The organism is Pseudotamlana agarivorans (assembly GCF_018860245.1).
In the GTDB taxonomy this organism is placed as follows: Bacteria; Bacteroidota; Bacteroidia; order Flavobacteriales; family Flavobacteriaceae; genus Pseudotamlana; species Pseudotamlana agarivorans_A.
In genome coordinates this window covers 403,574-423,450 of sequence record NZ_JAHKPD010000018.1, presented here as the reverse complement: position 1 = coordinate 423,450, position 19,877 = coordinate 403,574, and the positions used below count along the sequence as shown (strand labels likewise).

Genomic DNA, 19,877 nt, shown 5'->3' with positions numbered 1-19,877 from the left:
CAACTCAAATATGCTCAGTAAAAGATTACAATTGTTCTAAGTTGACTGCCATAAACACCCACTAATTTTATGATCATCACACCAAAATACATAACAGACTCCATCATTTCCAAACAAAATTTCATAATCATTATTTGAATTTAAATCTGGTATACCGCTATCTAATTGAAATATAAATGTCATTTTATTTTGACAAATAGGACAATTTAAAAACTCGGGATTTTGCACCCACACGGGGTCCCCTCCTATTTTATTACAGTTACCCTCCCATTACTGATTAAGAAGTGATTCTGGGGTTTTAGCCACTTTAATTTTTGTTTCCTTTAATGGATGATTAGAATATTTTATTCCAATTTCGATGGCTTTGTTTACACGTTCTATTTTACCATTTTCAAGGTGACTATAATAAAGATTATCTCCATTTATTTGAACATTAAAAAAGTCCTCAAAATTGATTCCAAATATTTGGCCTTTCAACTCTAGTTCGTTTACTAAAAAACTTTGTTCAAATGAAACGAGGTGATTGAGTTTATTCTGCAATACCCCTCCAAACTACAATTCACAATCCTCAATAGGATTCAAAGACCAAGATCCGTATTGACTACCTCTTTGTATGAAATTATTTTTAGGAAAATAATATGCTTTGTCAAAAGTTATATGATAACCCCGGTTCCTCATGTTTAGATCGTGTTTTAATTGATTCTGCTATGGTATACAAATCATAAATTAATGAAATCCTGATTAAAGAATAAAACCTTCATTAAAAAAAGTTTATTAATCGCAAATCGAGTTTACTATTCCCCTATAAGTGAAACGTTTAAATGGTAATCATACGCTATTGTTTTTGCTTTTATAATAAGTTACTGTTAACATATTTCAATACATTTTCTTCATCCTCCCTAGTGGCTCCATTGGTATCGGTTGTTGTTAAAAAAGTAACAGCACTACTAACGTTTGCATTTTTTTTAACAAACCTATACACCTGTTGGTTTAAGGTTTCCTTATTTACTGAAGCCTCAATATAGCAAATGCAAATCGAATAGAAAATCTGAAAGGGTTTTGAATTTAGGCGCATGTTACCATATTTTAAGGTAGTATTTTTCCATTATAACTTACACGATAGATTTAACTAAATCGTTAATTATTCTCAATACTTTTTTTGTGAAAAAAGTCCTCATATTAAAGGCAAAGTTTAAATTTATGTTTTCAATTTAAAAGCATTTTTAGATGAACATTTATGAGCCTACAGAATTTAATGAACGGGAGATTTCAAATTCGGTTTACCTAGCATATTTCTACAATGAATTTACCCAACTTGAAGCACTGATTGAAAAGGGTTTAGACATCAATCACGAGAAGGTTCATGAGACAATAAAATATGCAGAATTTAAAATTGAAGCCATGGAAAAGTTCGTATCACTTGGTTTTAATGTCAATGTAAAAAGTGGCTTGGGTGGTTTGCCTAAGTTTTTCGATTTCGTTGAAGGTTTACAGGGTGACCAAGTGTTGCTTAAAAGAGTTCTTAATATAAAGGGTATTAATTTTAATGAGTTATCTAAAAGAGGAAGCAACATTCTTAGTGTCTTCAATAGAACTCTAGAATTATTATCACTGGAGCAAGCAGATGACTTCTCCTTTGTATTTATTAAACTTATAATAGAAAAAGGTTTTAATTATACTTTTATTGATAAAAGAGGAAATAGCATACTTCACTATATTGAAAAATCTCCAAAAGCATTAGCCTTCTTAGTAGAAAAAGGTTTAGATATCAATTCAGTAAACACTAAAGGAATAACGTCATTAATGCATTTTTGTTTGGAAGCGTCAAACAATGAAGCCTATGTTGAAGCTGTTAAAAAATATATAAAACTTGGAGCCGATATCCATATTTCTGTAAATAATGAGGAGTCCACAAAACATGGATGGACGGCACTACATCATGCGATATATGGACGTGTACCACTAATTGCGAAATATCTATTATCCATTGGAGCAAAATATGATCAGGTTTTTAAAGACGGCACAACAACTCTTGATTTGACGATTAAAACAAATAATAAGGAGGTTATCAGTCTTTTTATGGATGCTATTGAAACCAACAAAACGCCTACAGTTATAAAGTCCATGATTGCTTTCTTTTTAGTGAATATGAATTATAGTGAAATTATAACCTGGTTTGAAGAATTACCACTTGAAGAAGCCAATTGGGAAACCCTGCACACTGCTTCTGTTGCTTATCGTAAAATTGGAGCTATTAAAACTGCTACCAAATATGGTTTATTGGGGATTAAAAAATTTGGGATTAATAACTACCTGTTAGATAACATAGTATTCATTTATGTAGTAAGTGGAGAATTCCAAAAAGCACTCGAAATATGGAATCAGTTTAAAAATGAGTTTATTCCAACTAACGATCCTGCAGCGAATACCATTGGCCATGTTGTCGTCGCTTACGATAAATTAAACAAACACAAAGAAGGGTTTGAAGATGTTTTTGAATTTGTTGAAAAAGCTAAAAGCACAAGAGAAACCAAAGCGGGATTCATGTTTTTTAATGTCGCCTGCTTAGCTTCAATTAATAATGATATTGATAATACCATTAACCTATCGGCGCTAGCATTAAGCAAAGCTTATAAAGCTTCAGATTTTAATGATTGTAATTTTGATACAATTAGAAATACTAATATTTTTAAAACACTCATGGATTTTTCAAATAATAAGGTGTTATATCTCACTTTTAAAAAAGAAGATGAAATTGTAACGTTCTATTCGCGATGCAACAATGAGTATGATTTTATAATTGAAAATGATAAAGTCCGTTCGGTCGAAACACGCAGTTTTAACGATTTAGGTCACATGTTACGAATGGTCTATTCCGAGATAGGCTATTTAAAACAAGATGGCTACAAACCCTTTGATGTTGATTTTATAAACATATGGATTCCCGTTTATGATGATTTATTTAAGAGGATTTTAGCGACTACAAAAGATCCTTTAGGAAGGCTTAATATGGAGTGGGATTTTGATCATAACGACAATACCCTTACAAGGCCATACTACGTTTATTGTGATAACGGCTATGAGTTAGACCACTATAATGAGATCTACTACATTCCGACACAAAAAATATATGAAAGTGTTATAAGTAAAGTGGTTAAACTTGATGCGTTTAAAGCTCTAAATAAAAAAGATACCGTAGAAATTATTCAATCGGAACACGATGGAGGTAAAGAATTTACATTTACTTATGTATAAATCAAACAATAAGAATTTTCTGTTATGAAGAATTTAAAACAAGATGACACTTTTTATTAAGAAATTATTCAGGATTTCACGAATTAGGCCAAAACAAAATAATTATTTAGAGCTCAGTAACTAGTTACATACTTTTAAGTTGAGTTTTGCCGAATGTCAGGTCGAGCCCAATCGAGAACCAATTTTTAGCACCGAAAAGTTCTCGACTGGGCTCGAAGGGACAATAGTACTATATACAGCATTTTCATTTTTATACGGAGTTTATATATAAGAAATTATCTACTCATCTCTATAATTATTAATGCATCAGTCCATATTTTTTTATCCAACTATTTATGCAATATTCACTCTATTAATTTCAAGAATTCACTAGGAACATCTAATAATTCTTGATAACACCAACTATTCGGACAATCATTATTTAATTCGGAATGCTCTGCAATTCTTAATGTAATAACGTTATTACCTTGGTTAACTCCTGTATATTTTTCACCAATTTTAAAAGTTCGATCAGATATTCCAATAACACCGCCAACGGTTACTTTTGTTGAATATTCCGCAATAAATGCATATGTGTTATTAATGTTCTCATCGTCAGAACTACAAGAAGTCGTTCCTAAAGTCAGAATTAGTAAATAAATAAGTTTTTTCAAGGTTTTTATTTTTAAAGGCCACGAACAAGCTTTTACATAACACGTCTTCTACCTACTTATCTAAAATAGATTTAATATTAGGCTTAAAGTAATTCGGCCCTTTTAACACTTTACCATCTTCACGATAAATAGGTTCACCATCTTTACCCAACTTACTCATATTACTACGCTGAATTTCATCAAAAACTTCCTCAATTTTGTGCTGCATACCATGTTCAATAATGGTTCCGCATAAAATATAAAGCATATCCCCTAAAGCATCGGCAACTTCAACCGCATTATTATTATTGGCCGCCTCCAGATATTCTTCATTTTCCTCTTTCATTAAATTGAACCGCAGTGTATTTTTATCAATGCCCAAATCTGCTTTTGGAGATTCTAGGTGTCCTATTTTAAATGCCGTGTGAAATGCTTTAACAGCTTCAATTTTATTTTTCATATGATGTATTTGAGTTTAATTATGCCAATTTAACTGTATAATGTCGAATTTTTAATTTGAATTATTTTTTGCTCAGATAACATAGTAAAATTCAAGCATAGCATTAGCTACGGTTTTATTTTATATTGAAATATGGGCGTAAAAGAAACAAGTTATATACGACGTTATATTATATGGTTAAAATGGTATTAAATTAGAAAATGGTTTCTAATTCCTTAAATTTGCATAAAAATATTATATGTTCAGTAAAGGCCAAATCATTTTCGGAGTTTTATTTTTTATAGTTTTCGCTATAATAATTGCCTACACGTATAGAAAAGATTTTAAACTACATAAGCGTTTCTATTCTGGAAGTTACTGGATGCTTATTGCTTTTATTGGGTTTATCGCACTTATTTCGGCTATAAAATTCTTTTTTAAATAATTACAAAACCCGTGTTTTATCGATAATTCATTAAAAAACAAGCCTTTTTATAAAAAAAATGATACTTTAGACGCAACCCTTTTAGCAATTTGACATCTTTTAATAAAACCAACTTAAATCAACCAAAGATGACTGTTATATTAATTTTAAGTGCGCTTATTGTTATTAATATCATTTTACTAATATTTAGTGTAAATAAAAAGACAGAACCTTGATTAAGGTTCTGTCTTTTTATTTACACCTAGTTTTAATTTCTAGCCTAATTTACTCCTGGAAGAAAACTATAATTTTCACTATATTCTAACATCCGGCTTTCAAAAGTTTTTGGCTGTGTTACAGTAATTTTTGTAATTTCTCCTTGATCATTTTTCTTTGCAACTAAAACAGGATTTACAATCCCGCTCTTATACCCCCTTTTTCTTTAATCAATTGTGAATTTATTCCATAAGACAATGGCTTTTCGGGGTTGGAAGAAGTCTTTGACTTATAGAATCGTTCTACATCTGCATTAGTAACATTTGTCCATAGAAATTAACTACAGATCGTGCCACATTATCAACTCCCTTTGCTTGATTTACCTTTTAATATCAGAATTGTTAAACAAGACATGGGAAGCTTCACCTTCTAAAATTGTTTTTAGTCGCATTTTATCAGAATACACTTATAAATTAAAATACGCTAATGATTTTTACCTCTAAAAATAACAGTCTTAGAACTGGTAGGTATGAATTTCCTTAGTAAGAAATTAAAATGAGTATCTTTGATATAGGAAACCGCTAAAAAACGACCAAATGAAAGTCTTTAAGTTTATTTTATTTTTTTTACTCATTATTTTCATCGGAACCGCTATATATATTGCGGTTCAACCGAATGAATTTAGTTTCAATAGAAGTCGCATTATTAAAGCTCCGGCTTCCATAATTTATAATGAGGTGAACGATTATAAAAACTGGCCTAATTTTTCACCTTGGATAGAGCAAGAACCTGATGCCACGTTATCTTACGAGGACAAAACTTCTGGTGTAGACGCAGGTTATGCTTGGAAAGGAGAAATCTTAGGTGAAGGAAAAATGACAACGCTTACTGTTCAAAAAAACAAATCGATTTCACAAGCGATTGAATTCATAGAACCTTTTAAGTCTAAATCGAACATTGGTTGGACTTTCGAGCCTACTGAAGGTGGCACTAAAGTAACTTGGGCTATGGATGGGAAGCAAGATTTCATGACTAAAATGTATACAACTTTTGCTGGTTCCATTGAAGAAAATACGTCGCCAGATTTTGACAGAGGCTTGTTTAAATTAGATAGTATTGTAACAGCAAGTATGCGAGCGTATAGTGTGATTGTAAACGGACTTACAGAGCATGGTGGTGGGTATTATATCTATAACACGACCTCATGCAAAATATCTGATCTTTCACGAAAAATGGAAATAATGATGCCTCAAATAGCCAATTATGCGACAAAAAACAATATTAAAATGGCTGGTGCACCTTTTGTTAACTATTTAAAATGGGATACTGAAAACAATGCTGCAATTTTCTCATGTTGTATTCCCACTACTGAAAAAATAATTTCTAACGATGTTGATATTTTAACAGGACACCTAGAAGCCTTTAAAGCGATAAAAACAACATTAAAAGGTGATTATGACAACTTAAAAGAAGCTTGGGAGACAGCCATGAAATACATTCCTGAAAACGGTTATGAATTTAGCGAAAACGGACCCATGCTAGAAGCCTATCTTACAAACCGAAGTACAACACCAAATCCTTCAGATTGGATTACAGAAATTTATATTGCTGTAAAATAAATTATGAAGAATTTATTACTTGTATTTGTTGGTGGAGGTTTTGGTAGTGTACTAAGGTACCTTATAGGAAAACAACTCAATAGTATCGAAACAGGGATTCCCTATGGTACGTTTCTAGCGAATATATTAGGTAGCTTTTTTATAGGGGTTATTTTGGGTATGGCCGCTAAACACGACGCCATAAATCAAAATCATACACTCTTAATAGCAACTGGTTTTTGTGGAGGGTTTACCACCTTTTCAACATTTGTTTACGAAAACCATCTATTTTTAAAATCTGGTGACTTTTTTAGTTTCGCTGTTTATACCTGTGTTAGTTTTATAGTAGGCTTTTTACTCGTATTTCTGGGGATGTTTTTAGCGAAAAGTTTTTAATTTTTTTTAAAAGTTTTCACGCCTGCTTCTATTCGCGTTTTTAAATAGTTTTCTCTTGGTACAATCGGACAAGAAAAAGCTTCATTGTAAGCACAATAAGGATTATAAGCCTTGTTAAAGTCTATAATTATACGATCTCCTTTTGGTATCTGCGCGTCAATATAACGTCCGCCACCATAGGTTTCAAAACCATTCGTTTCATCTATAAAGGGTAAAAACAAATAATCTTCTAAGCCCTCTTGCGTCATGGTTTCTTTACCTTGATAAATGTTTAGGTTATAGGTTTTTCCTTTTAATTCAAATGACAAAACACCATAAATACGTTCTTCTGAAACACGGTCTGTCGTGGTTTTCATTTTAAACCATATTGTATCAAGATTGCGTTCTAGACTTGCGTTTACGACATATGTTGAATCTTGTTTAAAAAAATCTAAACCCTCGAAATGCTTTAAATCTTTAGATTTTAATGGTGATTTTGAAGCATCTTTAAAATCACCATTCTGGTGTCTTTGATACGGGGTGTCTCCTTTTATAATACGCTTTTTTTGCTCACAACTAAAAAAGGATATCATAGCGAAGATTATAACTATCTTGATTTTCATTATTTTTTTTATCCCTAAAAATACAATTTCCAAATGTTTTAGATAGTTTTGATTAATCAAAAAAACACAAAAAGAAAAACACACATTTTGAAAGAAGACTATTTTGACATCATTATTATTGGAGCTGGTCCTATAGGGATTGCGTGCGCATTAGAATGTGAAAAAAGAAAATGGCATTATTCGGTTATTGAAAAGGGCGCCCTAACGAATTCGCTTTTTAACTATCCAAAAAATATGACTTTCTTTTCTACTTCAGAAAAACTTGAAATTAATGATATCCCTTTTATCAGCAACAACCCTAAGCCTAATAGAGATGAAGCTTTAGAATATTATCGTCGTGTTACCACATCCAACGCGTTAAATATAAGTTTGTTCGAAACGGTAGAAAGTATTATAAAGTCTGCTGAAAAGTTTACAATTAAAACAGATAAAACCATATACCATTCTAAAAAAGTGATTGTTTGCACAGGCTTTTATGACATCCCAAAACTATTGAAGATTCCTGGTGAGGATTTAAATAAAGTAACCCACTATTATAAGGAAGCACATAACTATGCTTTACAAAATGTTGTGGTTGTTGGAGCTAGCAATTCGGCAGTAGATGCTGCATTAGAAATCTGGCGTAAAGGCGGATATGTGACCATGGTAATAAGAGGTAAAGAAATTGGTGATCGCGTGAAATATTGGGTACGTCCAGACATTATAAACCGTATTGAAGAAGGAAGCATCAAGGTGCATTTTAATGCTGAAATAACTGAAATAAAGAAAAATGAAGTTATGATTAAGAAAGAAAACGAAAACCTCACCATTTCTAATGATTTTGTAATCGCCTTAACGGGCTATCTACCAAATTTTGATTTATTGAAAAACAGCGGCGTTATGCTTTCTTCCGATGGTAAAAACATCCCGCAATACAACCCAAAAACTATGGAGTCGAATGTAAGCGGACTCTATTTAGCTGGTGTTGTTTGTGGTGGCAAGGAAACTCACAAATGGTTTATTGAAAACTCAAGAATTCATGCCAAACTTATTGCCGAACATTTAGATAACCTCCAATTCTAACGCACATGAATTTAAATCAAGTCACCATACCTTCATTAAATGTGGAAAAATCTGTAGCATTTTATAAAAATTTAGGTTTAAATCTTATTGTATTTACCCATTCAAAATACGCAAGATTTGCCTGTCCTCAAGGTGATGCCACATTTTCTATTCATGAGGTTGAAATTTTACCAAAAGGCCCAGGAGTTACTGTTTATTTTGAAGAAGCCTCATTAGATGAGTACGTGAAGAAACTACAAAAGAAAGGCCTTGTTTTTAATCAGTTACCAACAGATATGCCTTGGTTATGGCGTGAGGCACATATAAACGATCCTGATGGCAATCGTATTATTTTATATTTTGCAGGAAAAAACAGAAAGGATCCCCCATGGAAATTAAAATAGATGTCATTATTTAATAGGTATAACTTCCTTTTGTTTTACAACATTAGATAATACAATTTGAGTTTTCGATTCACCATAGGTAATAAGCTGGTCTATAAAAGTCTCTAAATGCTTTTGGTTTTTCAAAACGACTTCCATTACAATATTTTCATCACCTGTAATTCGATAACAATTAATAACTTCATCGTAGGTTTTAACCTTTTCTAAAAACGGCCGCAATTTCCCCATAAAGGCTCTTAAAGTGATAATCGCTTTTAATTGGTATCCAATTTCAAAAGGTGACACTATCGTTTTATAACCTTCAATAACTCCTATATCTTCCATCTTTTTTATACGCTCGGAAACAGCGGGTGAACTGATACCAACTTGCCTACCAATTTCTGCGTTTGACAGTCGTGCATTTTGCTGTAAACATTTCAATATTTTACGGTTAAGCGAATCAATAATCATTTTAATGTATTTTAACTATAATAAATTAAATATTAAAGCAAATATACAAAAACACCTTAAAAATTAAAGACGATTCTCCTTGCTTGTGAGTAATTTTGAAAAAAATGCTTTGAAAAAATAATTATGTCGTCTAATATCCCACTAAATCTATCGGAATTACCGATTTATCAGAAAGCTTTGGAGATTTTAACACTATCGCAAAGCATTTCAACCTACCTAAACAACGACTTATCACCTCTAAATCAAGATGGTAGCGAGAATCATCATATATATTTCTCAGGAGATATCATTCAACAATCCAATTCTTTAGCGCCAGAAATTCTTAATGCAGAAATGCAAAGACATTCTGAAATTAAATACAAACATATTGAGTCTTTAAGAAAACTTACGAATAAACTTTATAAAAACTCGTACCGTTTAGAACGTTCTAACAGTAATGGAAAGGATTTTTTACCTATTCTTAGAAGTGAATTAAAAAAATTCAAAAAACTTCAGAACCATTGGATGCTTACCTTATAGGTTCGTCAAACAATAGGTATATTTCATAAATACTTATAATTTTTATTACTGGCTTTCTTGGGCTATAAATTGTTCTTTTTCAATCTTAAAAAGCAACCATTCGACTTCATCATTTGGAAGATTTGTTGTTCCTTCGGGAATCATGCCCAATTTTTTCAATAATTTTTGAGACGACATATTATCTTTTCTAGTAATAGCATTTATACGTGTAAGTCCAATCTCAGAAAATCCAATATGTTTCAATTTATTTGCAGATTCGTATGCAACCCCTTTCTTTTCATATTGTGGCAGAAATGCAAACCCGATATCAATACCATCAAGTCCTTCCCTGTCATAGAGTCCGCAAGTCCCTATTTTACTAGAGTCTTCTTTTTGGGTTAAGATGTAATTGGAATAGCCTAGACTATGAAGTTGAGGCAACATTTTTTCTCTAATATAATTTTTGGCATCTCCAATAGTCTTCACATTTCTATCACCTATATATGCAATCCATTTCGGCGTATTAAACAATTCCAAAATAAATTTTGCATCTTCTTCTGAAACTGGTTTTAATATTAATCTTTCAGTTTCAAATATTTTATATTGACTCATTAATTGTATTTTAAAAAAATATGGCTTCAATGCATAAACATTCCCTTTTTATTATTCATGATGCAACCTTCCGCTAAATAATATTTTTCAGATTTTACAGTATAAACTAACCAGTCTAAATAGCTTTTAGAACGTCTTTTAAACTTGTACTTTAAGTTAGATTCCATAGGAGTAAATTTTTGGTTAAACAACACTAAATTAATAGCTTCAGAAAAACCAATTTAAACCTAGAATTATAAATCAAAAAAATAACGCTTAATTATTAGACTAAGCGTTATGATTTTTCTATAATCTGTTATTTATTGTAAAAAAACGGGGTGAAATCATCTCCTCTTCGACACAAACACAAATAACAACCTGTATTTTAATGACTTACACCAAATCAATTACATATTCCGTCTGTATTGACCACCAACTTTAAACAAAGCATTTGTTATCTCTCCTAAGGAACACACTTTACAAACCTCCATTAAAGCTTCAAATATATTTTCATTATTAACGGCTTTATGCTGTAAATCTTTCAGTAAGTTTTCTGTATCGTTTGCCTGATGTAGATTTTCTAAGGTTTTAATTTGGAATTGTTTTTCTTCTTCTGTGGCGCGAATCACTTCCGCAGGTAAAACCGTTGGAGATCCTTTGCTACTTAAAAACGTATTCACACCAATAATTGGAAATTCACCGTTGTGTTTTAAGGTTTCATAATACAAACTTTCTTCTTGTATTTTACTACGTTGGTACATGGTTTCCATAGCTCCTAAAACACCACCACGCTCGTTTATTCTATCAAACTCAACTAAGACGGCTTCTTCCACTAAATCGGTCAATTCTTCAATAATAAAAGAACCTTGAATTGGGTTTTCATTTTTTGTTAAACCTAATTCTTTATTGATGATTAACTGTATGGCCATCGCACGACGAACAGACTCTTCTGTTGGGGTTGTAATCGCTTCATCGTATGCATTGGTGTGTAATGAATTACAATTATCGTAAATCGCATACAACGCTTGTAGGGTAGTACGAATGTCATTAAAATCAATTTCCTGAGCATGTAAACTGCGACCGGAAGTTTGAATATGGTATTTTAGCATTTGCGCTCTAGCATTTGCACCATACTTATGTTTCATCGCTTTAGCCCAAATTTTTCGTGCTACCCTACCTATTACAGCATATTCAGGATCTACGCCATTTGAGAAAAAGAATGATAAATTAGGTCCGAATTTATTAATATCCATGCCACGACTTAAATAATATTCCACGTAAGTGAAACCATTAGATAAGGTGAGCGCTAATTGTGTAATGGGGTTGGCACCAGCTTCAGCGATATGATACCCAGAAATAGACACCGAATAAAAGTTTCGAACATTATTTTCAATAAAATACTCCTGAACATCTCCCATGAGACGTAAAGCAAATTCTGTTGAAAAGATACAGGTGTTCTGTGCTTGATCTTCCTTTAAAATATCCGCTTGTACCGTTCCTCGAACCTGTGCTATGGTTTTAACCTTAATATCTTGATATAGATCACTTGGCAAAACTTGGTCGCCCGTAACACCTAAAAGCATTAAACCTAAACCATTGTTACCTTCAGGAAGGTTTCCGTTGTATTTTGGACGATTTTCTTCCTTATATAGCTTAGAAATTTTAGCTTCCACCTCTTTTTCTAAGCCGTTTTCTTTAATGTATATTTCACATTGCTGATCGATAGCCGCATTCATAAAATACCCCAATAACATTGGAGCAGGACCATTGATAGTCATACTTACCGAGGTCATTTCATGAGCTAAATTAAAACCAGAATATAGTTTTTTAGCATCATCTAAACAACAAATAGACACACCAGCATTTCCTATTTTACCATAAATATCAGGTCTACTATCAGGATCATTTCCATAAAGCGTCACACTATCGAAAGCCGTAGATAATCGCTTGGCAGGCATACCCTGGCTTACATAGTGAAAGCGTTTATTAGTCCGTTCTGGACTCCCCTCACCCGCAAACATACGTGCTGGATCTTCTCCTTTCCTTTTAAAAGGATACAATCCCGAAGTGAAAGGAAATTCGCCAGGTACATTTTCTTGTAAACACCACCTTAAAACATCACCCCAAGCTTGGTACTTAGGAAAAGCTACTTTAGGAATCTGTGTGTGCGACAAAGATTCGGTGTGGGTTTCAATCTTAATTTCGCGATCACGAACCTTAAAGCTGTAAATCGGATTTTTATATGTATTCACTTTCTCGTTCCAGCCAATTAGAATCTCCCAATTGTAGGGATCAAGGTTCATTTTCACCCTGTCGAATTCGGCAATAAGCAGGTTTACAAAATCTTTGTTATCTGCGTTAGAAAATTCTAAAATTGCTTCATCGTTTAATCTTAGTTTGCCAATAAAAGACCATTCATCCTCCTTTTTAGAAACATTAATAACAGTACATATCGTTTTGAAAATACCATATAATTTTTGAGCAACATCAACCTGTTCATTTACTGTTTTGTCAAAAGCTCTATTATTTTCTGAAATCTCAGAAAGATAACGTGTTCTAGCCGGTGGAATCACGAATATCTTTTCGCTTTCTTGGCTTGAAACTACTGCATTAGAATCTAAAACAACTTCAGTTTTTTCGACCAACTTGTTGATAATTGCCTTGTAAAGCGTGTTCATTCCTGGATCGTTAAACTGAGATGCGATAGTCCCAAACACCGGCAATTCATCTTGTGGAACATCCCAAAGCAGATTATTCCGCATATATTGCTTTTTCACATCACGTAAAGCATCTAACGAACCCCGCTTATCAAACTTATTAATAGCTACTAAATCGGCAAAATCAAGCATATCAATTTTCTCGAGTTGAGTCGCCGCTCCAAACTCAGGAGTCATGACATAAAGTGATACATTCGAATGTTCGATAATTTCGGTATCCGATTGCCCAATTCCTGAAGTTTCTAAAATAATTAAATCGTACTCGGCAGCTTTTAAAACTTCAACCGCTTCATTCACATGTTTTGAAAGTGCCAGGTTAGATTGACGCGTGGCCAAACTTCGCATATAAACACGACTATTATTAATGGCATTCATGCGAATTCGATCTCCCAAAAGGGCTCCTCCAGTTTTTCGTTTTGAAGGGTCTACAGAAATAATTCCTATGGTTTTATCTGGGAAATCCAATAAAAAGCGTCTAACCAGTTCGTCTACCAAACTGGATTTTCCTGCACCCCCTGTTCCTGTTATTCCAAGAACAGGGCTAGATGCCCCACCAGACCTCTTTGAAGGGGAGGAAATTTTACGCTGATTATTAAATATTTTATCAAAATCTTCATGATTATTCTCTGCTAATGAAATTAACCTAGCAATCGTATTAACTTCTTTATTTAGTAAGTTTTCTTTAACTTTTTCTGGTCCAAGTTCAATTAACCAGGAGCCATCTTGATTACACACCTTTCCGGTATGCTGTTTCTCCCCTTTAGGGAGATTAAGTGGGGAATCAGATTGTTGAACCAAATCATTAATCATCCCTTGAAGTCCCATCTCACGACCATCATCGGGCGAATAAATACGCGTGATACCGTAATCCATTAACGCTTTAATCTCCGACGGCAATATAACGCCACCCCCGCCACCAAAGATTTTAATATGTTCGGCACCTCTTTCTTTTAAAAGATCGAACATATATTTGAAATATTCGTTGTGACCTCCTTGATATGACGTTAAGCAAATCGCATTCACATCTTCTTGAATAGCGGTATTTACTACCTCTTCTACGCTCCTATCATGACCTAAATGAATCACCTCAACTCCAGTAGCTTGGATGATACGTCGCATTACATTTATGGAAGCATCATGCCCATCGAAAAGGGATGCTGCTGTAACGATTCTTATTTTATGTTTTGGCTTATAAATTGCTTGCTGATTCATTCGTAAAGATTCTCTTATTTAAGTCCGGCAATTTACGAAATAATCAAAAAAACCAACCATTTACTTGATATTATCTAAAACTAGATTCTTTGTTTAGTCTTTTACAATTTTAAGCTAATTTTGAGCGTATTAAAGATCAAAATTCTAATGACGAAAATAACCATACTTATACATTGTAAGGATAAACCTAATATTATCGCGTCCATTACAAACTTTATAGCGAACAAAGGCGGAAACATTGTTTATATTGATCAATATGTGGATCGCGAACAAGACATCTTCTTTATGCGTCTGGAAAGTGAATTTAATCCTGAATCATTTATTACGACAGACTTTAAAGCTTCCTTTAAAAAAGAATTAGCGGAAACTTTCAATATGAAATGGCGCATTTATTCTTCTGAAAAAAAGCCAAAAATGGCCTTATTCATATCTAAATATGATCATTGCTTATATGATTTATTAGGACGATATAATTCTGGAGAACTCAATTTAGAAATACCTTTTATAGTTAGTAATCATAGAGATTTAGAGCATATCGCTGCAAATTTCAACATTCCTTTTTATCATATTCCAGTTACTAAAGAAACAAAAAAGGAGGCTGAAAACAAACAATTGGAGTTGTTAGAAGCACATCAAGTAGATTTTATAGTTTTGGCGCGTTATATGCAAATCATATCCGATAGAATGATAAGCAAATACCCTAACAAAATAATAAATATTCACCATTCGTTTTTACCGGCATTTGTTGGTGCAAAACCCTATCATTCAGCTTACAAGCGTGGTGTTAAAATTATTGGAGCAACCAGCCATTATGTCACAGAAGAGTTAGATGCTGGTCCAATTATCGAACAAGATGTGACTCGGGTTACCCATACGCATGCCATTTCCGACTTAATCGCTAAAGGTCGTGATCTAGAAAAAGTAGTATTGGCTAATGCCGTAAAGCTTCATGCCAATAGAAAAGTTATGGTATATAATAATAAAACGGTCATTTTTACTTAAAAAATTAAAGAAAACCATACAGTAGTATTATTCATAATTAAAACACACCTATGATACGTAAATTAATAGCCATTACACTAGTATTAAATATGACAGCTTGCGCGGAATTACAACAGGTTGCTAATCAACTTCCACAAACACAAACTGGAACTAATGGTAGCTTAGGCTCTATTGGAAATGCAGATGTCGCGGCAGGTTTAAGACAAGCATTAGACCTAGGTATCGAAAAACAAGTTACCAAGTTGACTCAAATTGATGGCTTCTATGGTAATAATATGGTCAAAATTCTTTTGCCTAAAGAACTACAAAAAGTAGATGACGGACTTCGTAAAATTGGCCTTGGCAGTTTGGCAGATGAAGGTATAAAAGCTCTAAACAGAGCCGCTGAAGATGCCGTAAAAGAAGCCACACCTATTTTTGTTGATGCAGTCAAAGGCATCACCTTTAACGATGCGAAAGGCATTTTAACAGGAAGCGATAATGCTGCAACAAATTATTTGGTGACAAAAACTAGATCTTCACTTTACAATAAATTTAATCCTGTTATTAAAAACTCATTCGATAAAGTTGGAGCAGATAAAATTTGGTCTAATTTAATCAACAAATATAACAGTATCCCTTTTACAGATAATGTTAACCCAGATTTAACTGACTATGTGACGGGTGAAGCGCTAAAAGGGGTTTACACGATGATAGAAGTTGAAGAAAAAGAAATAAGAACTAAATACAGCTCTAGAAGTACCGACCTTTTAAAGAAAGTATTTGCTTTACAGGACTAAAACACCCCATTATTAATTAATTAAAACCGAATGAAAAGTCATTCGGTTTTTTTATGCTTTAAAAATTTATTGAAATTAGATTAAAAATTTTCTAACAAATTATCATTTTAAATAAAAAAAATGTATATTTAACTGACTGTAAATCAAGCAACAGCAATGAATCGATTTGACGCCATAAAACTTCACGAAGACAAACTTCATAAAGACTATAAAACTCTTGTGGAACAGGCGTATAATTTTCGACAAACCGATTGCGCATTAAGTGATATATCTGAATATCGTGCAATAAAACTGTTAAACAAATTAAATAGATTAAAATATCTATACCGAGAACAGCGGAAATCAATTAACTAGTATTTTTTACCATATATTTAACTTTTATTAGACATACAAGGCATCAAACTTGCTCGTAGATTGTCTAATAAACAATAATTTAACATCATGAATACTAGTTATATAAAAAAGCAACAAATTAAATTAATAAAAAATTATAAGCAACTTATGGAACAAGCCTATAATTTCAGACAAATAGACTCTGCTATAAGTGATATTTTAGAATTTAGAGCTATTAAACTGCTTAATGAAGCAAACAATTTAAATTATTTAACAACTAATCAATTAAGGTATTGAAGTTGTAATTATAAATTATCATTTTTTTAACCTTAAAAAAACATCTAAATAAGTGATTTTCACGTATTTTGTATAAACAAAAAAAATTAAAAGTTATGAACCCTCACTTTTGTCGCGTAGGAAAAATTAAGCCTAATTTAAATAAATTACTTAGCTTAAAAGAATTAGAAAATAGAATTGCAAACTTTGTTGAAGACAGAACTAAAGTTGAGTATGCTGAAGATTTAAACGGAGCGTTTTAAAATACTGAAACGCCATCATGAGTCTTGAACCATACCAAGAGAACATTTCGCCATCTACGAGTTTTACTCTAGCATCGGTGATAATTTCTTGTACCTCTTTTTGATGAATTTCATTAAAAGGAAAAGGTTCAGAAGACAACAAAATTAAATCTGCTTTTACAATGGCTCCAGAACTAGAGAACTCTATTTCTGGATACCTATTTTTGTGTTCAAACACATTTTCAAATCTATTCACTTTTAGTAAATAATTTATAAACGTATTATTTGCTGCGACCATCCACGGGTTTTTCCAAATAAAATAAGCTACAGACATGGTAGGCTCATCCTTTACAAACTGCTGAAAATTTTCAAATTCACTAGAAATCTTTTCTATGATTCTTGAAGCCTTATCTGAACATTCAAAGATAGCTCCATACTGCTGAATTAGTTCTAAACCATCCTCTATAGTAAAAATATCAGACACATGTACCTTAGAGATTTGCGCACAAGCTTCAACAATTTCTTTTGTGTTTTCCTCTTTATTGCACAGGATAATATCCGGCTGAAGCGCTTTTATTTTATCTAAATGAACTTGTTTGGTACCTCCAACAATCGCAACTTCCTTACGAATAGTATTTGGATGCACGCAAAATTTAGTCACACCAACTAAGCTATCTTTCAACCCTAAATCACAAAGTAATTCTGTCTGGCTTGGAACCAGTGACACAATGCGTTTTGGTGTTTTTTGAATATGAAGGATTCTGTGAAGTTGATCTGTAATTTGCATGACATCATTTTATAATGATGCCGCATTTAAGATCTCAGCCATTTCTTTTTGAAGTTCTTCAGACTTTTGCGCAGCAGCTTGAGCGAAATCAGTTTCTTTAGAAGCATAAATAATACCACGTGAAGAATTGATTAGCAAGCCAACAGAATCGTTCATTCCATATTTACATACGTCTTGTAAATTTCCGCCTTGAGCGCCAACACCAGGAACCAATAAAAAGCTATTTGGTATAATATTTCTAATGTCTGCTAAATATTCAGCTTTAGTAGCACCGACCACGTACATTAAGTTTTCAGAATTGGTCCATGTTTTTGAAGTTTCTAAAACCTGCTTGTACACTTCTTTGCCTTCAATGGTTTTTGTCTGAAAATCGAAAGCGCCTTGATTAGAAGTTAACGCTAAAAGTATGGTATGCTTGTTTTCAAAAGCTAAAAAAGGTTCTACTGAGTCTTTTCCCATATAAGGCGCTACCGTTACCGAATCGAATGCCAAATCTTCAAAGAACGCTTTCGCATACATCGTACTGGTATTCCCAATATCACCACGCTTGGCATCAGCAATTGTGAAAATTTCAGGATGGTTTTCATTTAAATAATTGATAGTCTTCCCTAAGGCTTTCCACCCCTTTAAACCATAAGCTTCGTAAAAAGCGGTATTTGGTTTATAGGCAACACACAAGTGGTGTGTGGCATCTATAATCGCTTTATTAAAGGCAAAAATAGGATCTTCTTCCTTTAATAGGTGTTCTGGAATTTTATTTAAATCAACATCCAATCCGATACATAGAAAGGATTTTTTATTCTTGATTTCTTCTACTAACTGATTTGTTGTCATGGTAATCCTCCTTAATCCTCCAAAAGAGGAAACTGTTATGCGCTTACTCTAATTGTATTATTATATTTGATCGCTATTAGCTTTTAACTTTTCAGTGTTTTCAGCCAATTGCAATTCATCAATAATTTTTTGAATATCTCCATTCACAATGTTTGATAAATCGTAAAGTGTCAATCCAATTCTATGGTCGGTTACACGTCCTTGAGAATAGTTATATGTTCTAATCTTAGCACTTCTATCACCACTAGTTACCATAGTACCACGTAATGCAGCATCTTCCTCCATCTTTTTGGCCAACTCTAAGTCATATAAACGCGAACGTAATACCTTAAAGGCTTTTTCTTTATTTTTATGCTGAGATTTTTGATCTTGACATTGAGCAACTAATCCTGTTGGAATATGCGTTAAACGCACTGCCGAGTACGTTGTATTTACAGACTGCCCTCCTGGCCCTGAAGAACAGAAAAAATCGATACGTACATCTTTCGGGTTTATTTCAACATCAAATTCTTCAGCCTCTGGAAACACCATTACAGTTGCTGCACTAGTATGCACACGGCCTTGAGTTTCTGTTTGTGGCACACGTTGTACACGATGCACACCTGCTTCAAATTTTAAAGTCCCGTAAACATCATCACCAGTAACCTCAAATTGAATTTCTTTAAAGCCACCATTAGTCCCTTCAGAGAAATCTACAGTATCCACTTTCCAACCTCTACCTTCACAGTATTTGGTGTACATTCTAAATAAATCACCTGCAAAAATACTTGCCTCATCACCACCTGTTCCTGCACGCAATTCAACCACAGCATTTTTAGAATCTTCGGGATCTTTTGGTATTAAAAGTACTTTTATTTCTTCTTCCAATCGTGTAATACCCTCCTTTGCTTCTTCATATTGCATTTTGGCCATTTCAACCATTTCTGCATCACTTCCATCGGCAATAATTTCTTCAGCTTCAGCTAAATTATTAGTGCACTCTAAGTATTCTTCACGCTTATCCATAAGGATGCGTAAATCTTTATATTCTCTATTTAGCTCTACATAACGCTTTTGATCGGAGATAATATCTGGCTGAATGATTAAATCACTCACCTCATCAAAACGTTGCTTTACAATTTGTAATTTCTCTAACATCTGCCTTTTTTA

At 33.0% G+C, this 19,877-nt stretch carries 22 protein-coding genes; 10 read left to right on the top strand and 12 right to left on the bottom strand.

Features of this window, described 5'->3' with window-relative positions; all coding sequences use genetic code 11:
• Positions 1-270 precede the first annotated feature (270 nt).
• Positions 271-477 (bottom strand): hypothetical protein, encoded by a 207-nt coding sequence (locus tag KO493_RS12835; RefSeq protein ID WP_216068368.1) that lies wholly within the window; start codon positions 475-477, stop codon positions 271-273.
• Positions 478-850: 373 nt separating this feature from the next.
• On the bottom strand, positions 851-1,075 hold the full coding sequence (locus KO493_RS12830; protein ID WP_216068367.1) for a hypothetical protein: 225 nt from the start codon (positions 1,073-1,075) through the stop codon (positions 851-853).
• Between the two features lie 152 nt (positions 1,076-1,227).
• Between KO493_RS12830 and KO493_RS12825 the strand changes: the two genes are divergently transcribed.
• On the top strand, positions 1,228-3,255 hold the full coding sequence (locus KO493_RS12825; RefSeq protein WP_216068366.1) for an ankyrin repeat domain-containing protein: 2,028 nt from the start codon (positions 1,228-1,230) through the stop codon (positions 3,253-3,255).
• Positions 3,256-3,599: 344 nt separating this feature from the next.
• Here the strand turns inward: KO493_RS12825 and KO493_RS12820 are convergent, their stop codons facing one another.
• Together KO493_RS12820 and KO493_RS12815 are read right to left on the bottom strand one after the other, a co-directional pair.
• Positions 3,600-3,908 (bottom strand): hypothetical protein, encoded by a 309-nt coding sequence (locus KO493_RS12820; RefSeq protein ID WP_216068365.1) that lies wholly within the window; start codon positions 3,906-3,908, stop codon positions 3,600-3,602.
• A gap of 52 nt (positions 3,909-3,960) precedes the next feature.
• A complete protein-coding gene (locus tag KO493_RS12815) occupies positions 3,961-4,347 on the bottom strand; it encodes a nucleoside triphosphate pyrophosphohydrolase family protein (RefSeq protein WP_216068364.1) in 387 nt (128 codons plus the stop codon).
• Between the two features lie 1,215 nt (positions 4,348-5,562).
• Between KO493_RS12815 and KO493_RS12810 the strand changes: the two genes are divergently transcribed.
• A complete protein-coding gene (locus tag KO493_RS12810; protein ID WP_216068363.1) occupies positions 5,563-6,585 on the top strand; it encodes an SRPBCC family protein in 1,023 nt (340 codons plus the stop codon).
• A 3-nt stretch (positions 6,586-6,588) separates the two neighbouring features.
• Positions 6,589-6,960: a fluoride efflux transporter CrcB gene (gene crcB / locus KO493_RS12805; protein WP_216068362.1), complete on the top strand. Its 372-nt coding sequence runs from the start codon at positions 6,589-6,591 to the stop codon at positions 6,958-6,960.
• Here crcB and KO493_RS12800 read toward each other — a convergent pair.
• Positions 6,957-7,562 carry a DUF1684 domain-containing protein gene (locus KO493_RS12800; RefSeq protein ID WP_216068361.1) on the bottom strand — a complete coding sequence of 202 codons (606 nt, stop codon included), beginning with the start codon at positions 7,560-7,562 and terminating at the stop codon, positions 6,957-6,959. The two genes, crcB and KO493_RS12800, sit on opposite strands and share 4 nt — an antisense overlap.
• A gap of 87 nt (positions 7,563-7,649) precedes the next feature.
• On the opposite strand from KO493_RS12800, the gene KO493_RS12795 reads away from it, so the two are divergent.
• A complete protein-coding gene (locus KO493_RS12795; RefSeq protein WP_216068360.1) occupies positions 7,650-8,624 on the top strand; it encodes a YpdA family putative bacillithiol disulfide reductase in 975 nt (324 codons plus the stop codon).
• 5 nt (positions 8,625-8,629) lie between these two features.
• Positions 8,630-9,007, top strand: coding sequence for a VOC family protein (locus KO493_RS12790; RefSeq protein ID WP_216068359.1), 378 nt, complete (start codon positions 8,630-8,632; stop codon positions 9,005-9,007).
• A 6-nt stretch (positions 9,008-9,013) separates the two neighbouring features.
• On the opposite strand, the gene KO493_RS12785 is transcribed toward KO493_RS12790, so the two are convergent.
• Positions 9,014-9,457, bottom strand: coding sequence for an Lrp/AsnC family transcriptional regulator (locus tag KO493_RS12785; RefSeq protein ID WP_216068358.1), 444 nt, complete (start codon positions 9,455-9,457; stop codon positions 9,014-9,016).
• A gap of 123 nt (positions 9,458-9,580) precedes the next feature.
• Here KO493_RS12785 and KO493_RS12780 point away from each other — a divergent pair, with 123 nt between their 5' ends.
• Positions 9,581-9,976 (top strand): hypothetical protein, encoded by a 396-nt coding sequence (locus KO493_RS12780; protein WP_216068357.1) that lies wholly within the window; start codon positions 9,581-9,583, stop codon positions 9,974-9,976.
• A 45-nt stretch (positions 9,977-10,021) separates the two neighbouring features.
• Here the strand turns inward: KO493_RS12780 and KO493_RS12775 are convergent, their stop codons facing one another.
• The 3 genes from KO493_RS12775 to KO493_RS12765 form a co-directional block, all read right to left on the bottom strand.
• Complete coding sequence (locus tag KO493_RS12775) at positions 10,022-10,567, bottom strand: GNAT family N-acetyltransferase (protein ID WP_216068356.1); 546 nt, start codon at positions 10,565-10,567, stop codon at positions 10,022-10,024.
• A 26-nt stretch (positions 10,568-10,593) separates the two neighbouring features.
• The gene (locus KO493_RS12770; RefSeq protein ID WP_216068355.1) at positions 10,594-10,734 is read right to left on the bottom strand and encodes a hypothetical protein; all 141 of its coding nucleotides are present in this window, start codon (positions 10,732-10,734) and stop codon (positions 10,594-10,596) included.
• A gap of 219 nt (positions 10,735-10,953) precedes the next feature.
• Positions 10,954-14,475 carry a methylmalonyl-CoA mutase family protein gene (locus KO493_RS12765; protein ID WP_216068354.1) on the bottom strand — a complete coding sequence of 1,174 codons (3,522 nt, stop codon included), beginning with the start codon at positions 14,473-14,475 and terminating at the stop codon, positions 10,954-10,956.
• 147 nt (positions 14,476-14,622) lie between these two features.
• Here KO493_RS12765 and purU point away from each other — a divergent pair, with 147 nt between their 5' ends.
• From purU to KO493_RS12745, 4 genes are all read left to right on the top strand, one after another.
• Positions 14,623-15,477 (top strand): formyltetrahydrofolate deformylase, encoded by an 855-nt coding sequence (gene purU / locus KO493_RS12760; protein WP_216068353.1) that lies wholly within the window; start codon positions 14,623-14,625, stop codon positions 15,475-15,477.
• 50 nt (positions 15,478-15,527) lie between these two features.
• A complete protein-coding gene (locus tag KO493_RS12755; RefSeq protein WP_216068352.1) occupies positions 15,528-16,256 on the top strand; it encodes a DUF4197 domain-containing protein in 729 nt (242 codons plus the stop codon).
• A 156-nt stretch (positions 16,257-16,412) separates the two neighbouring features.
• The gene (locus KO493_RS12750) at positions 16,413-16,610 is read left to right on the top strand and encodes a Lacal_2735 family protein (protein ID WP_216068351.1); all 198 of its coding nucleotides are present in this window, start codon (positions 16,413-16,415) and stop codon (positions 16,608-16,610) included.
• Between the two features lie 87 nt (positions 16,611-16,697).
• Positions 16,698-16,886, top strand: a complete 189-nt coding sequence (locus tag KO493_RS12745) for a Lacal_2735 family protein (RefSeq protein WP_252723227.1) — start codon at positions 16,698-16,700, stop codon at positions 16,884-16,886.
• Positions 16,887-17,087: 201 nt separating this feature from the next.
• On the opposite strand, the gene KO493_RS12740 is transcribed toward KO493_RS12745, so the two are convergent.
• From KO493_RS12740 to prfA, 3 genes are read right to left on the bottom strand one after another with little or no spacing between them, the layout of a single operon-like run.
• On the bottom strand, positions 17,088-17,894 hold the full coding sequence (locus KO493_RS12740) for an ABC transporter substrate-binding protein (protein ID WP_216068350.1): 807 nt from the start codon (positions 17,892-17,894) through the stop codon (positions 17,088-17,090).
• Between the two features lie 9 nt (positions 17,895-17,903).
• The gene (pyrF, locus tag KO493_RS12735; protein ID WP_216068349.1) at positions 17,904-18,728 is read right to left on the bottom strand and encodes an orotidine-5'-phosphate decarboxylase; all 825 of its coding nucleotides are present in this window, start codon (positions 18,726-18,728) and stop codon (positions 17,904-17,906) included.
• 60 nt (positions 18,729-18,788) lie between these two features.
• Positions 18,789-19,865 (bottom strand): peptide chain release factor 1, encoded by a 1,077-nt coding sequence (gene prfA / locus KO493_RS12730; RefSeq protein ID WP_216068348.1) that lies wholly within the window; start codon positions 19,863-19,865, stop codon positions 18,789-18,791.
• Positions 19,866-19,877: the final 12 nt, after the last annotated feature.

What these genes read in the sequence shown, in the direction of transcription:
- KO493_RS12830 (WP_216068367.1), bottom strand. Translation starts at nt 1,075, where the DNA reads ATGCGCCTAAATTCAAAACCCTTTCAGATTTTCTATTCGATTTGCATT.
- KO493_RS12825 (WP_216068366.1), top strand. Translation starts at nt 1,228, where the DNA reads ATGAACATTTATGAGCCTACAGAATTTAATGAACGGGAGATTTCAAAT.
- KO493_RS12815 (WP_216068364.1), bottom strand. Translation starts at nt 4,347, where the DNA reads ATGAAAAATAAAATTGAAGCTGTTAAAGCATTTCACACGGCATTTAAA.
- KO493_RS12810 (WP_216068363.1), top strand. Translation starts at nt 5,563, where the DNA reads ATGAAAGTCTTTAAGTTTATTTTATTTTTTTTACTCATTATTTTCATC.
- crcB (WP_216068362.1), top strand. Translation starts at nt 6,589, where the DNA reads ATGAAGAATTTATTACTTGTATTTGTTGGTGGAGGTTTTGGTAGTGTA.
- KO493_RS12800 (WP_216068361.1), bottom strand. Translation starts at nt 7,562, where the DNA reads ATGAAAATCAAGATAGTTATAATCTTCGCTATGATATCCTTTTTTAGT.
- KO493_RS12790 (WP_216068359.1), top strand. Translation starts at nt 8,630, where the DNA reads ATGAATTTAAATCAAGTCACCATACCTTCATTAAATGTGGAAAAATCT.
- KO493_RS12785 (WP_216068358.1), bottom strand. Translation starts at nt 9,457, where the DNA reads ATGATTATTGATTCGCTTAACCGTAAAATATTGAAATGTTTACAGCAA.
- KO493_RS12780 (WP_216068357.1), top strand. Translation starts at nt 9,581, where the DNA reads ATGTCGTCTAATATCCCACTAAATCTATCGGAATTACCGATTTATCAG.
- KO493_RS12775 (WP_216068356.1), bottom strand. Translation starts at nt 10,567, where the DNA reads ATGAGTCAATATAAAATATTTGAAACTGAAAGATTAATATTAAAACCA.
- KO493_RS12770 (WP_216068355.1), bottom strand. Translation starts at nt 10,734, where the DNA reads ATGGAATCTAACTTAAAGTACAAGTTTAAAAGACGTTCTAAAAGCTAT.
- KO493_RS12765 (WP_216068354.1), bottom strand. Translation starts at nt 14,475, where the DNA reads ATGAATCAGCAAGCAATTTATAAGCCAAAACATAAAATAAGAATCGTT.
- purU (WP_216068353.1), top strand. Translation starts at nt 14,623, where the DNA reads ATGACGAAAATAACCATACTTATACATTGTAAGGATAAACCTAATATT.
- KO493_RS12755 (WP_216068352.1), top strand. Translation starts at nt 15,528, where the DNA reads ATGATACGTAAATTAATAGCCATTACACTAGTATTAAATATGACAGCT.
- KO493_RS12750 (WP_216068351.1), top strand. Translation starts at nt 16,413, where the DNA reads ATGAATCGATTTGACGCCATAAAACTTCACGAAGACAAACTTCATAAA.
- KO493_RS12745 (WP_252723227.1), top strand. Translation starts at nt 16,698, where the DNA reads ATGAATACTAGTTATATAAAAAAGCAACAAATTAAATTAATAAAAAAT.
- KO493_RS12740 (WP_216068350.1), bottom strand. Translation starts at nt 17,894, where the DNA reads ATGCAAATTACAGATCAACTTCACAGAATCCTTCATATTCAAAAAACA.
- pyrF (WP_216068349.1), bottom strand. Translation starts at nt 18,728, where the DNA reads ATGACAACAAATCAGTTAGTAGAAGAAATCAAGAATAAAAAATCCTTT.
- prfA (WP_216068348.1), bottom strand. Translation starts at nt 19,865, where the DNA reads ATGTTAGAGAAATTACAAATTGTAAAGCAACGTTTTGATGAGGTGAGT.